At 68.1% G+C, this 14208-nt stretch carries 10 protein-coding genes and 1 pseudogene; 7 read left to right on the top strand and 4 right to left on the bottom strand.

Translation table 11 applies throughout. From position 1 onward, the window contains the following. Positions 1–7 precede the first annotated feature (7 nt). The 5 genes from VKV26_07685 to VKV26_07665 all read left to right on the top strand — a co-directional run bounded on the left by VKV26_07685 (position 8) and on the right by VKV26_07665 (position 6968). The gene (locus VKV26_07685) at positions 8–1156 is read left to right on the top strand and encodes an amidohydrolase family protein (protein ID HLZ69776.1); all 1149 of its coding nucleotides are present in this window, start codon (positions 8–10) and stop codon (positions 1154–1156) included. Positions 1157–1209: 53 nt separating this feature from the next. Beyond that, on the top strand, positions 1210–2154 hold the full coding sequence (locus tag VKV26_07680; protein ID HLZ69775.1) for an ABC transporter permease: 945 nt from the start codon (positions 1210–1212) through the stop codon (positions 2152–2154). Further along, positions 2151–3068 (top strand): ABC transporter permease, encoded by a 918-nt coding sequence (locus VKV26_07675; GenBank protein HLZ69774.1) that lies wholly within the window; start codon positions 2151–2153, stop codon positions 3066–3068. Before VKV26_07680 ends, VKV26_07675 begins: the two co-directional genes overlap by 4 nt. Positions 3069–3288: 220 nt before the next feature. Next, positions 3289–5025, top strand: coding sequence for an amidohydrolase family protein (locus tag VKV26_07670; protein HLZ69773.1), 1737 nt, complete (start codon positions 3289–3291; stop codon positions 5023–5025). A gap of 173 nt (positions 5026–5198) precedes the next feature. Then, the gene (locus VKV26_07665; protein ID HLZ69772.1) at positions 5199–6968 is read left to right on the top strand and encodes an amidohydrolase family protein; all 1770 of its coding nucleotides are present in this window, start codon (positions 5199–5201) and stop codon (positions 6966–6968) included. Between the two features lie 46 nt (positions 6969–7014). Here VKV26_07665 and VKV26_07660 read toward each other — a convergent pair whose 3' ends face one another. Further along, positions 7015–7902: a DMT family transporter gene (locus VKV26_07660; GenBank protein HLZ69771.1), complete on the bottom strand. Its 888-nt coding sequence runs from the start codon at positions 7900–7902 to the stop codon at positions 7015–7017. Positions 7903–8538: 636 nt separating this feature from the next. Here VKV26_07660 and VKV26_07655 point away from each other — a divergent pair. Both VKV26_07655 and VKV26_07650 read left to right on the top strand, forming a co-directional pair. Beyond that, positions 8539–11547 carry an AAA family ATPase gene (locus VKV26_07655; GenBank protein HLZ69770.1) on the top strand — a complete coding sequence of 1003 codons (3009 nt, stop codon included), beginning with the start codon at positions 8539–8541 and terminating at the stop codon, positions 11545–11547. A gap of 188 nt (positions 11548–11735) precedes the next feature. Further along, positions 11736–12914: an acyl-CoA dehydrogenase family protein gene (locus VKV26_07650; GenBank protein ID HLZ69769.1), complete on the top strand. Its 1179-nt coding sequence runs from the start codon at positions 11736–11738 to the stop codon at positions 12912–12914. Positions 12915–13332: 418 nt separating this feature from the next. Here VKV26_07650 and VKV26_07645 read toward each other — a convergent pair whose 3' ends face one another. The 3 genes and pseudogenes from VKV26_07645 to VKV26_07635 form a co-directional block, all read right to left on the bottom strand. Next, entirely contained in the window at positions 13333–13614 is a 282-nt protein-coding gene (locus tag VKV26_07645; GenBank protein ID HLZ69768.1) for an acyl-CoA dehydrogenase family protein, read from the bottom strand. Positions 13615–13638: 24 nt separating this feature from the next. After that, complete coding sequence (locus VKV26_07640; protein HLZ69767.1) at positions 13639–13917, bottom strand: hypothetical protein; 279 nt, start codon at positions 13915–13917, stop codon at positions 13639–13641. A 4-nt stretch (positions 13918–13921) separates the two neighbouring features. Further along, positions 13922–14074: pseudogene (locus VKV26_07635) on the bottom strand (recombinase family protein). Positions 14075–14208: the final 134 nt, after the last annotated feature.

The raw sequence follows: 14208 nt of genomic DNA, 5'->3' as shown, positions 1-14208 counted from the left end.
TTGAAGAATGGCGTATGAGGTCGTGCGGTTCCCGTACGCGGGAGCCGTGGATGCCGATGGACACATTCTCGAGCCGGCCGATCTGTGGGAAGAGTACCTGGAGGCGCAGTATCGCGATCGGGCGATTCGCATCAAGCGCGACGAGGATGGCTTCGAGTACCTTGAACTAAACGGGACACCCTCCAAACGCACCGTGCGCGGGTCCCTGGGCCTGATGGGGGCGATGGGCGATAACACGGCACGCCCGAGCCCCGATCGCCTCTATATGGACCACATTCCCTACGGGGCCAGCAACGCCGCCGAGCGCCTTGATCTGCTGGACAAGGAGAACCTGGAGCGTGCGCTGCTCTATCCGACGATCGGCCTGCTCTGGGAGTGCGAAGTCGCGGACGCGGAGATCACCGCCGCCTACCAGCGCGCCTACAACCGCTGGATCGCCGACTTCTGCCGCGGGAGTGGCGGCCGCCTGGTGCCGATAGCGCAACTTTCGCTGCTGGACCCGCAGCAGGCCGCGGCCGAACTGGAGCGAGCAGTGAAAGACGGCTGCAAGGGCGGCTTCGTCGCTCCGTTCACCCACTCGCGCAAGCCGCACGGCCACGCCGACCACGACCCGCTGTGGGCCAAGGCGCAGGAACTGGACGTGCCAATCGCCATCCATCCGACCTTCGCCCCGCGCGAGTTCCTGCCGGCGGCCTTCGAAGGCTTCGGCCCAGAGGCCGGCTGGTACTACAACGTGCTGGGCCGGCATGGATCGCAGCAGGCGCTGCTCAGCATGTTTGCGCTGGGGACGCTGGAGCGCTTCCCTCGCTTGAAGCTCGGTGTACTGGAGGTCGGCGCCGGCTGGATCGGCTCGCTGCTGGACCGCATGGACGCGGTGTTCGAGACGGCTGCCGGCCGGGCCGTGCCGCTCAAGCACCCGCCCAGCTATTATTTCAAGCGCCAGTGCTTCATCTCCGGCGACCCGGATGAGAAGTCGGCTGCCCACATCATGGAGTACGTTGGCGCCGACAAGTTCATGTGGGCCAGCGACTACCCGCATCCGGACCATACGGGATCCTGGGTGCACGATCTCGTGGCGCTGGTCGAGCCGTTGAGCACGGCGACGCGTGCCCGCGTCCTTGGTCGGAACACGCTGGAGATCTACAACCTGAACTGAGCCGGGGCGTGCCGTTACGCGTGGGTGCCGGCCGCCCGCGGAGAAGCGACTCGATGCGACGTTACATTCTGCGCCGCCTGCTGCTGATGATCCCGGTCCTGCTGCTGATCACGGTCGCCGTGGCGTCGATGATGCGGCTCGTTCCCGGCGATCCGGCGACGCTGGCGCTCGGCCAGGCCGCGTCGGCGAAAGACCGGCAGGCGTTCCGTCACGCCTATCACCTGGACGATTCCTTGCCCGTCCAGTACCTGCGCTGGTGGAGCGACGTGCTGCACGGCGACCTCGGGCGATCGGTCGTGCATCGTACGACCGTGAGCGCGGAGCTGCGCTCGCGGCTGCCGAGCACACTTGAGCTTGTCGTGCTTGGCACCCTGTTCACGGTCATCCTCGGCATCCCCCTGGGTGTGCTTTCGGCGGTGAAGCGGAATTCGGCCTGGGACTATGCGATCCGCGTGTTCAGCATCGGCGGCCAGTCCGTACCTGGCTTTTGGCTGGGCACGCTGCTGCTCATCCTGCCTGCGATCTGGTGGAACTATCTGCCGCCGATCGGCAAGGTGTCGCTGTTCGACAATCCGGCGCGCAATTTGCAGCAGTACTATTTGCCGGCATTGGTGCTGGCGATCGGCGGCTCGGCCGGGATCATGCGGCTGGAGCGTTCTACGGTGCTGGAGGTGTTGCGCAACGACTACGTGCGGACCGCGTATGCGAAAGGGCTGGCAGAACGGCGGGTGATTGTGGGCCATGTGCTCAAGAATTCGCTCATTCCCGTGGTGACGGTAATCGGACTGCAAATCGCCGCGCTCTTCGGAGGCGCGGTCATCCTGGAGACGATCTTCAACCTGCCTGGCGTCGGGCTGCTCTTCATCGACTCCATCTACGTGCGCGATTATCCGGTGATCCAGGGGCTGACGTTCTTCCTGGCCGTAATCTTGCTGCTCGCCAATCTCGTGGTCGATCTCTCCTACGCCTGGCTCGACCCAAGGATTCGGTATACATGAGTGTTGTATCGAGCGAGGTCGCTGCACCCGTCGCCGCGCCGGGCGAGATCGCCGTCGCCCTGCCCGGCAGCGGGCGCGCGGCACGAATCCGGCGGCTGCTGCGCAGTCAGCCGCTCGGCGTCTTCGGCCTGCTGGTGATCCTGGCGTTAATCCTCGTCGCGATCCTGGCGCCGCAGATCGCGCCCTACGACCCGACGAGCATCCAATTTCACAACCTGCTCCGCCCCAACGCCACCAACCTATTCGGCACCGACGACAAGGGCCGGGACATCTTCAGCCGCGTGATCTACGGCAGCCGCACCTCGCTGGAAGTCGGGATCATCGCCACGGCGGTCGGCGTGATCGGCGGCACCTTCATCGGCCTGGTCTCCGGCTACTTCGGCGGCTGGAGTGATATGGCGATCCAGCGGGTGATGGACGCGATGATGGCGTTCCCCATCCTGATCCTGGCGCTGATCATGATCGCCGTGGTCGGGCCGTCGATCCGCAACCTGATGGCGATAGTCGGCGTGGCGATCATCCCCGGCATCGGACGCATCGTGCGCGGCATCGTGCTGAGCGAAAAGGAGAACATGTATGTCGAGGCGGCGCGCACCCTGGGGGCGCGCCCCGAGCGCATCATCTTCCGACATATCCTGCCGAACTTGCTGGCGCCGCTGATCGTGATCGCGACCTCGCTGCTGGCGGGCGCGATCCTGATCGAGGCGAGCCTGAGCTTCCTCGGCCTGGGCACGCCACCGCCCACCCCGTCGTGGGGCGCCGACCTGAGCGGCCAGGCGCAGCGTTATTTCACCCATGCGCCGTGGATGGCGATCTTTCCCGGCGCTGCGCTCAGCCTGGTGGTGCTCGGCTTCAACTTGCTCGGCGATGCTCTGCGCGACATTCTCGATCCGCGCCTGCGCGGCGGTCGCTGAGCCGGAGCGAAGCGGGGAGCGAACTGCGGCTCGCGGGCCTCCACGACGTGATCGGCCCAGGCCATGCAGGGGAATCGCGCAGCGGAGCGATCGGTGAGAGGAGCGACATACTGCTCGGCCGGCTGCCGGTCGAGGAGGAAGAGCGGGGCGCCCAGCCTTCAGCGGCGGGCGCAAAGAGTCGTCGGGACGCAATGAGCCCCGGCCAGCAAGGAGGGTTCCCATGGCGGAGTTCGACATCCTCATCCGCGGCGGGACGGTGGTGGACGGCACGCGCGTGCCGCGCTACCGGGCCGATGTCGGCATCAAGGACGGCCGCATCGCCCAGATCGGCGGCATCCGGCCCGGCAACGGCGGCGCCCGCGAGGTGCTGGACGCCGCGGGGCTGATCGTCGCGCCGGGCTTCGTCGATCTGCACACCCACTACGACGCGCAAATCCAGTGGGATCCGTACTGCACGATCTCCGGCTGGCACGGCGTCACCTCGGTCGTCCTGGGCAACTGCGGCTTCGGCTTCGCCCCCGTGCGGCCGGACGAACGCGACCGCGCCATGCTCACCATGTCGCGCACGGAGGCGATCCCCTTCGAGTCGATGCAGGCCGGCATGCTCTGGGACTGGGTCACCTTCCCGGAATGGCTGGACTCGCTCGAGCGCATCCCCAAGGGCGTCAACTGCCTCAGCTACGTGCCCGTGGCGCCGCTGATGATCTGGACGATGGGCCTTGAAGCGGCCAAGAGCCGGCCGGCCACACCCGCGGAGCGCAAGGAGATGCAGCGCCTGCTTCACGAGGCGATGGACGCCGGCGCCTGCGGCTTCTCCACCCAGCGGCTCGGGCAGCATTCGGTGCAGGCGGACTACGACGGCACGCCGATGGTCACCGACACGATGAGCGACGAGGACTGCCTCGCGCTGGCGGAGGTGCTGCGCGAGCGCGACGAGGGCTTCATCCAGATCACGCAGTTCACCGGCAACATCAAGGCCGACCTGATGTTCCAGGAGCGGTTGGCCGAAGTCAGCGGCCGGCCGGTGCTGCACAACATCATCACGGTGAGTAATACCGATCCCGACAACCACCGCAAGCGCATGAAGTGGCTGCAGGAGGCGAACGAGCGCGGCAACCGCCTGATCGGCCAGGGCTTCACGGCGCGCACCGGCTTTGCCTTCACGCTCGAGAACTGGAACCTGTACGACTCCAGCCCGGCGTGGAACACGGCGACGACGGGCACGGTCGAAGAGAAGATGCGCAAGATGGCCGACCCGGAGATCCGCGAGGCGATCAAGCGCGAGCATGCGGAGGCGGCGGAGAAGCTGCGCCAGACCCAGGCGATCGGCGGCCCGGTTGAAGAGTTGATCGTGCAGTGGGTGGACCAGCGCCCAGAGCTGGAGCAGTACGTTGGCCTGAGCGTCGGCGACATCGCGAAGGCGCAGGAGAAGGACCCGGTCGACGCCATGCTCGACCTCTCGCTCGCCGCCGATCTCAAGGTCGAGTTCGTAACGCCGGACCGCGGCAACAACCCCGAGTGGACGGCGGAGATGGTGCAGTCGCCGTACGTGATCCCCGGGGTCTCCGACGGCGGGGCGCATACCAAGTTCTTCACCGGCGGTTCCTACACCACCGACTTCCTCACCTGGATGGCGCGCGACACAAATCTGCTGAGTCTCGAGGAGGCGCACTATCGCCTCAGCTACCTGCCGGCGCACGCGGCGGGCTTCAAGGACCGCGGCTTCCTGCGCGAGGGCGCCCCGGCGGATCTCGTCGTCTACGACCTGGCGCAGTTGAAGTGCCTGCCCGAGTGGGTGGGCGAGGTCACGCACGACTTCCCGGCCGGCGAATGGCGGCGCGTGCAGCGGGCGGCGGGCTACCGCTGGATCATGGTCAACGGCGAAGTCACGTTCGAAGACGGCCGCAGCACCGGCGCCACGCCCGGCAAGCTGCTGCGGCACGGCCGGGCCGGGTAAGCGGCGGAACTGCCCGTATCGCGGCTGTCAGACCGGCGTCGACTGGCGGGCGGGAGGCGCGACTTGGCGCCTCCCGCGCTCGCGTTCTGACCGCCAATCCGCGTGCCGGAGGCGCTATACTGCTGCGCAGGCGCAGACAGCGCGACGGCGTTTGACGCTGCAGGGAGGGCGACATGCACGACCTGGTCATCCGCAACGGCACCATCGTCGACGGCACCGGCAGGCCGCGCTTCGGCGGCGATGTGGCCGTGGACGGCGCGACGATCACAGATGTCGGCCGCCTGAGCGAGCGCGGCCGGCGTGAGATCGACGCCGCGGGGTTGCTCGTCACGCCCGGCTTCGTCGACATCCACACCCACTACGACGGCCAGGCGACCTGGGACTCCGAGATCGCGCCCTCATCGTGGCACGGCGTCACCTCGATCGTGATGGGCAACTGCGGCGTGGGCTTCGCGCCCGCCGCGCCTGATAAGCACGATTTCCTGATCTCGCTGATGGAGGGAGTGGAGGACATCCCCGGCGCCGCGCTGGCCGAGGGGCTAACCTGGGACTGGGAATCGCTGCCCGAGTATTTGGATGCGCTCGACCGCCGGCCGCACACGATCGACCTGGGCGTGCAGGTGCCGCACGCCGCCCTGCGCGCGTACGTGATGGGCGAGCGCGGCGGCGACCACGAGATCGACCCGACCGAGGACGAGATCCGGCGCATGGCGGCCCTCACCGCCGAGGCGCTGCTGGCCGGCGCCCTGGGCTTCGCCACCTCGCGCACGGTCAACCACCGCAGCCGCACCGGCGCCAGGATCGGCAGCCTCACCGCCTCCACCGAGGAGCTGCTCGGCATCGGCCAGGCGCTGAAACAGACGGGGCGCGGCGTCTTCCAGTGTATCTCGGACTTCGCAGACCTGGACTACGAATTCGGCCTGATCCGCCGGCTCGCCGCCGAGTGCGGGCGGCCGCTCTCGCTGACGCTGCTGCAGCGCAACGAACACCCGGAGAAGTGGCGCACGATCCTGGCGCGGATCGAGCAGGCCGCGGCCGAAGGCGTCGATCTGAAGGCGCAGGTCTGCGCCCGGCCGGTGGGCCTGCTGATCGGCCTGCAGGCCAGCCTCAACCCGTTCATGCTGATGCCGAGCTACGAGGCGATTGCCGAAATGCCGCTGGCTGAACGGGTGACTCGCATGCGCGAGCCAAACCTGCGCCGGCAGATCCTGGCGGAATACGCGGAGAAGGGCGGCAAGGCGCGCTCGGGCATGCGCCTGCGGGACCTCGACCTCACGCGCCTCTTCCCGCTGAACGATCCGCCGAACTACGAGCCGGAGCCCTCAGACAGCATCGCCGCGCGGGCCGCGCAGTTCGGGCGGGCGCCGGCGGACCTGGTCTACGACCTGATGCTGGAGGACGAGGGCCGCGCCCTGCTCTACTACACGAACTCCAACTACGCGCACTTCAACCTCGACGACGCACGGGAGATGGTGCTTTCCGAGCGCACGCTCTTCGGCCTCTCCGACGGCGGCGCCCACGTCGGCACGATCTGCGATGCGAGCTTCCCCACCTCCAACCTCACCCTCTGGTGCCGCGACCGGAAGCGTGGTGAGGGGCTGCCGCTGGAGTTCATGGTCAAGGGCCAAAGCGCTGACACCGCGCGCCACGTCGGTTGGCACGACCGCGGTGTCATCGCGCCCGGCTACCGTGCGGACCTGAACGTGATCGACTTCGACCGCCTGCAACTGCATCCGCCCACGATCGCGCACGACCTGCCGGCGGGCGGCCGGCGGCTTTTGCAGAAGGCCGACGGCTACCGCTGCACGATCAAATCGGGCGCGGTGACGTTCGAGAACGGCGAGTCCACCGGCGAGCTGCCGGGCAGGCTGATGCGCGGCGCGCAGTCCCGGCCGTCGGCGGCAAACGTCGCCGCGACGGCCGCGGCGCACTCTGGCCATTGACCCGGTTGTGGGGCGAGTCGTCACGTCCTCGACCTGAGGACCGGCACTACAGGACAAGCAAGGCGCCGGCTACCGTGACGAGGGCGCCAAGCAGCTTCCCGCGCAGGTGCCGCCGCTCCCGCAGGAGCACGATCGCCAGGACGACCGACAGGATGGTCGTCATCCCCAGCAGCGGGTCGATCTGTGCGGCGTTCCGGCCAATGCGGTAGGCATAGAAGACGCACAGGGTGCCGAGGGTGTCGTTCATCCCCAGCACGGTGATGCAGGCCGCACGGCGTCTGGTGCCGTAGAAGCGCAGCTGGCGCAGCGTCTTGGGACGGGTCACCAGCAGTGCCAGCACGGGCAAGTAGCACACGTACACGATGAGGGAGATGGGGTCGATGCTGCGGTCCAGGAAGAACGAGAGCAGGTCCATCGCGGAATAGAACACGGTGGCCGCGACGATGAGCAGGACGCCTCGACTGAGCCGGAACGTGTGTCGGCCCGAGAGGGCGATAGCGATCCCGAGCACAACGGCGCCCGCGCCGAGCACCTTGTTGACGGTGAACGCCTCACCTAGGAAGACAAACGCCCCGAGCACGGTCCAGAACTTGTGGCCAGCCTGGTAGACAATCGTCGTCTCGGACGCCTCGACCCGCTGCAGGGCGGTGAAGTACAGCACAGGGCCGATGGTGGCGCAGGCGGTGAGCGGCAGGAAGAGCAGCAGTTGGGCGGCGCTGAGGCGGTACTGGAAGCCACCGGGGTGCAGCGTGGCAAACAGCAACGCGATGGTGCCACCGATGCCGAAGAAGGTCAGGGACTGAGCGTAGGGGTCGGACTGCTCCTCGCGCAGCAGCACGCGGTGCAAGAGCGCGTTGGACGAGGCGATGAGGATCGCAAGGAGTATCAGGGGTAGCCACGCCACGAGCACAAGCTCCTTCGTCGTGGTCGTCACGTCCACCGCTCTGGCCATGGACGACGCCGTTTTCCAGGCACGGGAAGACCGCAGACAGTCCGCGTCCGTGTCGGAAAAGAGGCAGACAGGTCACGCCGAAGACGCCGCTCGCTCGCTCATGCGGCGGCAGCGCGGTACCAGCTACCGGCGCTGGTTCGAGGAACGCGGGCCGTCGAGAAGGAAGAACCCACTGGGTTCCAGGACTGGCGTCATGACGGTCACTCCCTTCGGCACGCCACCGTCGTTGCTTTAGTGGTTCCCCGCGGGACCGATCCCCAGGAGTGCAGCGAGATGGCCAGCATACGGCGCGTCACACGCAACGGCATATGTGCGTTGAGGAGGTCGTGGCAAGCTCGGCGCGGCACCCCGCGGCGCCCACAGCGTGCCGGGATCAGCATACGCTGCCGCGCCCAACCGTTGCACGGTGACTGCCACACCGGCGCCGGCCTACGTGCCAGGTGAGCCGGCAAGCGATTCGCCGCGTTCGCGACCCGATCGCCGCTCATGCGCCGGGCTTGGAGCTACGCCGGAGCCGCGGCGAGCGCCGGCAGTCCAGCTTCGCCAGCCGGCGGAATCCACTGCCTCGGTAGGACGAAGCGTTGACGGGCCGAAGCCTGTCGGCGGACCATTACGTCGATGACGCGTTCAGCCCACACGCCGCCGCCCCGCGACGCCTCGGAGCGTTCACCGTTCGTCGGGCGCCTGGCGGAACTCCGCAGCCTGAGCGATTCCTGGGTCAGAGCCAGAAGCGGTGAGCGCCAGGTGGTGTTGCTCAGCGGGGAGCCCGGCATCGGCAAGACGCGTCTTGCCGCTGAGCTGGCAGACCAGGTCCGCGCGGCAGACGGCGCCGTGCTGATCGGCCGCTGCGACGAGGACGCGCTGATCGTTTATCAGCCGTTCATCGAAGCGCTGCGTGGGCACTTTGCTCAGTCGCCGCGAGACTTCTCTGCTGGCGAGTCGAGCGCGCTCGTCTCGGACCTGGCGCGGCTGTTGCCCGAGCTCAACACGCGCAAACGGCTGCTCGAAACGAGATCCGAAGGGGATCCCGAAGCTGAGCGCTACCGGCTGTTCGAAGCCGTCACCTCCTTCCTGGCCGCCGTTTCGTACGAGCGGCCCACGCTGGTGATCCTTGACGACCTGCAGTGGGCGGATCGGGCCAGCCTCCTCCTGCTAAAGCACATCATTCGCTCGCCGCGCACGGCCCGGCTGCTGCTGGTGGGCACCTACCGCGACACCGACCTGCGCCGTGGCAATCCGCTGGCGAACCTGCTGGCCGACCTGCGACGCGAGCGCGCCTTTCATCGCATCGCGCTGGCCGGCCTCGCCGCGCACGAGCTTGCCGACCTTGTCGAAGCCTGGGTAGGGACGAAACCCGCGGCCGGCTTCGTGACGGCGCTGTCTATGGAGACGGAGGGCAATCCCTTCTTTGTCGAGGAGGTGCTTGAACACCTGCTCGAGACACCCGCTGCAGCAGACGTGTTGCCGTGGACGCAGGAAACGGTCGCGGGCGACTTTGGAATCCCCGACGGCCTGCGCGAAGTGATCGGCCGCAGGCTCTCCCGCCTCGCCCCAACGACAAACCAACTGCTGACGGCGGCGTCGGTTCTGGGCCAGGAGTTCGAACTGAGCGTCGTGCAGCAGCTTGCCGACCTCAGCGACGAGAGCGTGCTGAACGCGTTGGATGAGGCGCTGCGCTCGCGCCTGATCCTGGAGCAGGCGCCGCGGCATCAGCCCAGATACTCATTCAGCCATTCGCTGGTGCGGCAAACGCTGTACGAGGAGCTTAACCTGCCCAGGCGCCAGCGCCTCCACATGCGCGCGGCCCAGGCAATCGAGCTCATCCACGCCCAGCAGCACACCACGGAGCGGATCGCCGCGCTGGCGACGCACTACCGCAACGCCGGCGCGGTCGCGGACCCGGAGAAGGCCATCGGCTACTCGGTCCGCGCTGCCGAGGCGGCGACGGCGGTGTTCGCCTGGGAAGAAGCGGTGGCCCACTACGAAGGGGTGCTGCAGGCGCTCGAGCTCGTACCCGCCGAGCAGGCGAGGCGCTGCGACTTCCTGCTGGCGCTCGGCTGGACGCTCATGCCGCCCGGCGAAACGCAGCGGGTGATCGAGTCCGTGGCACCGGAGGCATTGGCGATCGCGGAAGGGATCGGCGACGCGAGCCGGGCCGCCGCGGCCTGCCGCCTGGCGATGGAAGCGTTTCATCGGGCCGGCGCCCGCATGCTGACGTTGACGCCGCGCTGGCAACGCTGGGCGGAGGCCTACGAGCGGTATGCGCGCGCCGGGTCGATCGACCGCGTTCGGCTGGACCTGGACTGCGCAGAAGCGTTCCACATGAGCGGCCGGGAATACGAGGCATGGAGCCGGAGAGTCGCCGCCTTCCAGCTTGCAAAAGCGCTGAACGCCCCCGATGAGCTGTTGCTGGCCGCCGGGTTCACGATGTACTACACGCAATCGCCCCAGCGAGAAGCGCAGCGTTACGCCATCGCCCGGGAGGCGGCCGCCTGGAGCACCGAAGGCGCAAGCGCCAGGACGCTCGCGATCTTCTATCTCTACTCGGCGTGGGCCTTCTGGGACTGGGGCGAACGCGAGCCGGCGCTGGCCGCCCTCGATCGGCTGAAACAGTTACCCACGAGCTTCCGGGATCCGTGGGTCATGGAGTACGCCATCTTTGCCGACGGCGCGGCCGCGGCCCTGCAAGGACGCCTCGAGGACGCGGTGGCGCTGGCGCACGAGATCGTGCGCCTCAGCGACGAGATCGGCTCGCCCGTCTTCGGGCGCCTGAACGCTGGGAACATCGCCTTTCGCGCGCTCCTGCACCTGGGCCGGCCCGAAGAGGCGCTTGAGATCCTGGACTGGGGCTGGCGAGCAGCCGGGCTCGGCCAGGAGCCAGCAGTGAACGCGCCGCGACGCGCGCTGGCGCTTGCCGCAGTGGGACGGGAACCGGAGGCGGCGACTACGCTCGCGCACCTCGTGGTCGAGCGGGAGATCGGCGCGGATGATGACGGCAACGTCGCCACCACCGACTTGATCCCCTTGCTGGAGACGGCGGCGCTGCTGCGCGACGCTGAGCGGGCAGCGATTCTCTACCGCCGCCTCGAGGGTGTCCCCCTGCTGGTGAAGGTGCATGGCGGTACGCAGGCGGCGGTTGGGCGTGCCCTGGGCGATGCCGCCCTGCTGCTGGGGCGACCGGCCGCGGCACGCGCCCACTACGAGGCAGCGCTGGCGGTGTGCGAGCGGATCGGCTTTCGCCCCGAAACGGCCATTCTGCACCTGGTGCTGGCTGAGCTACTGGTGAAGCACTACCCACACGAGGCGGCTCGCGCCGCGAGCCACCTCGATCGTGCGCTGGGCGAACTTTCGGCGATGGGCATGAAACCCTGGGTCGAGCGTGCGACCCGCCTGCGTGGACAACGACGTGCGGCGCGTTACCCGGATGGGCTCACCGAGCGAGAGGTGGAGGTGCTGCGCTTGCTGGCGCAGGGCAAGAGCAACCAGCAGATCGCGGCGGACCTGGATATCAGCCTGCACACCGCCGGCCATCACGTTGGGAACATTCTTGCCAAGACCAGCGCGGCCAACCGCACGGAGGCAGCCTCCTATGCCTTCCAGCGAGGTTTAGCCACCTCGAACGGCTAGCCCTGCGGCCCGGCCGTGCGCGATAGCGCATCATCGCCATCGGCTGTCCTTCTCTTCTGCCTCAGACGTCCGATCAAAAATGGCGTGGATTCGCGATGTGCGCCTTCGTGCCCTCCAGGACACTGGCTACGGCGGGACGGTCCGCATCCCCGATTTCGAAGGACCGCAGAGCCAGGAGAGAGGGAACGATGGTCGCCAGTGCAACGTCACCCCTGACCGACGAGATGCTTGCACGGTTTTCGCAGCGCGCGCCGATCTACGATCGGGAGAATCGCTTCTTTCAGGAGGACTTCGATGAGCTGAAGGCGGCGGGGTATCTGAACGTCGCCCTGCCGCCCGAGTTTGGCGGTCCGGGCCTCAGCCTTGCCGAGATCGGCAAGCTGCAGCGCAAGCTGGCGTATCATGCCGCGCCGACGGCGCTGGCCGTCAATATGCACTTCTACTGGACCGGCGTCTTCGCCGATCTCTGGCGCGCCGGCGACACCTCCGTCGAGCGGTACCTGCGGGAAGCAGCCGCCGGCGAGGTCTTCGCCGCCGGGCACGCCGAGTCCGGCAACGACATTCCCGTCATGCTTTCCACGACTCGGGCCGAGCGGGTAACCGGCGGCTACAAATTCACGGGTAAGAAGTCGTTCGGCAGCCTGGGGCCGGCGTGGACCATGCTCGGCCTGCACGGCATCGACACGAGCGACCCGGGCGCACCGAAGATCGTGCATGCCTTCACGCCGCGCAACACGCCCGGCCTGCGCACGAATGCGGTCTGGGACGTGCTCGGCATGCGCGCCACGCAGAGCGACGACACGGTTCTCGACGGCGTCTTTGTGCCCGACGACCACATCGCGCGCATCGTGGCGCCCGGTGCTGGCGGCGCCGACGGTTTCGTGCTCGGCATCTTCGCCTGGGCGCTGATCGGCTTCGGCAACGTCTACTTCGGCCTGGCGCAGCGTGCCATGGACACGGTTGTGGAACTGGTCAAGAACAAGACGTCCGTGGCGGTAACACGGCCGATGCACTACCACCCCGAAGTGCAGCACGAGATCGCGGAGATGGCGCTCGCACTCGAGGGCATCGGCCCGCACCTCGACCGCGTCGCGGAGGACTGGAGCAACGGCGTCGAGTACGGTCACGGCTGGGTGATCAAGATCGTCGCGGCGAAACATCACGCGGTCGAAAGCGGCTGGCGCGTCGTCGACCGCGGCCTCGACCTGCTGGGCGGTTTCGGCATCTTCAAGCAGGCCGGCTACGAGCGCCTCTGGCGCGATGCCCGCCTCGGCCGTCTGCACCCCGCCAACTCTGCCCTGACGCACGAGTTGGTCGGCAAGCTGAGCCTCGGGATCAATCCCGATGAGGCGCCGCGCTGGGGCTAAGCCGCCCCGACCCGGTACCTGCATGGCCCCGCCACCCGCCGCTCGCACCGCTCACGAAAGCTCGTGAGCGGTGCGGGCGTTGGCCCGGCCGGCATCTGCGCGCGACGCCGGCTCGCGGCGCAGATGCCCGGCATCGTTACGGAGACCGGCCTCTTCCCAGGAGCACGGCCCGCCTGCTGGCGCGGCAGGCGGACGCCTACGGCCGCGCGGGCACTCCTTCTCTCCGCCTGGCTTCGTGAAACGCTCAGCGTATGACACCCGCCGCGATGCGCAGCCGCGCACCGCGGCGGGTGCCTGCATGGGCGGCCATGAAGCACACGATGCGCAAGCTCCGCGGTTTCAGAGCGATCCGCGAGCCAGCGCCGCTGAGCTCATACCCGGAATCCTGATTGCAAGCCGGCGTCGCAACTCGCATCGGTTAACCGCGCGGCAGGCCGAGGCCTCGGGTGGCGATCACGGTGCTTTGGATCTCGCTGGTGCCGCCGGCGATCGTGTACGAGAGGGCGGCTTCGTAGGCGCGCTCGATGCGCCCTTGCAGCGGCGCCCACTTCGGGGCCGGCTCGAGCTGGCCGCCGGGGCCGAGCAGATTGATCGCCGCCTCACAGAAGCGCTGGTTCAACTCCGAGCTGAACATCTTCGCCATCGTGAAGATGATGCCCACCGCCCCGGCCAGGCTGCTGAGGCCGCCGGCCAGCAGCAACTCGCCGTACTCGATCAGCAGATCTCAGCAGAGATTCACGACCTCCGCGCCCTCCCGCAGGCGCCGTTCAATGCGCCCGAGCCCCTCGTCGGCTTGCTCCCAAGGCGGGTCTTCGCCGGCGAGCCAGCGCTGCCAGGCGGCCCAGTTGCGCGCCTCCTCGTGGTCGTAGAACTCCGATAGAGCGCCTGTGTTGTACTCGCCGATCGTCTTCAGCGAGATGAAGTGCGGATCGTACCGACGCATCAACTCGCGGACGCGGTCGTGGTAGCCTCGCCAGGCGGCCAGGAGCGGCTCGTAGGGCACGCGCACCGGGCCGGAGCAAATACACGGCCTTACCGAGCCCCGGCCGTTCCACCTTGGCGCCGGAGGCGGTGTCCCGGAACACGCGGTCGCAGCCGGCTGCCGTGAGCGCATCGAGCTGCAGGTCCAGCGTTTGCTCACCGGTGGAGACGCGGGTAATTGAATAGCGGCGCTACGGCGGGAGCGGTGCGGGCACGCGGCCGGTGCGGAAGGTGGTCAGCAGGTCGTCGAGCAGCGCACCGCCACGTTGGCGAATGGTGCGCGTCACGCTGGCGAAGGCGGCGAAGGTCTCCG

The organism is Dehalococcoidia bacterium (assembly GCA_035310145.1).
Taxonomy (GTDB): Bacteria; Chloroflexota; Dehalococcoidia; order CAUJGQ01; family CAUJGQ01; genus CALFMN01.
This window is presented reverse-complemented; position numbering and strand designations above follow the sequence as displayed.

Coding starts and splice junctions, on each gene's coding strand:
- VKV26_07680 (HLZ69775.1), top strand. CDS start 1,210: ATGCGACGTTACATTCTGCGCCGCCTGCTGCTGATGATCCCGGTCCTG.
- VKV26_07655 (HLZ69770.1), top strand. CDS start 8,539: ATGACGCGTTCAGCCCACACGCCGCCGCCCCGCGACGCCTCGGAGCGT.
- VKV26_07670 (HLZ69773.1), top strand. CDS start 3,289: ATGGCGGAGTTCGACATCCTCATCCGCGGCGGGACGGTGGTGGACGGC.
- VKV26_07685 (HLZ69776.1), top strand. CDS start 8: ATGGCGTATGAGGTCGTGCGGTTCCCGTACGCGGGAGCCGTGGATGCC.
- VKV26_07665 (HLZ69772.1), top strand. CDS start 5,199: ATGCACGACCTGGTCATCCGCAACGGCACCATCGTCGACGGCACCGGC.
- VKV26_07675 (HLZ69774.1), top strand. CDS start 2,151: ATGAGTGTTGTATCGAGCGAGGTCGCTGCACCCGTCGCCGCGCCGGGC.
- VKV26_07650 (HLZ69769.1), top strand. CDS start 11,736: ATGGTCGCCAGTGCAACGTCACCCCTGACCGACGAGATGCTTGCACGG.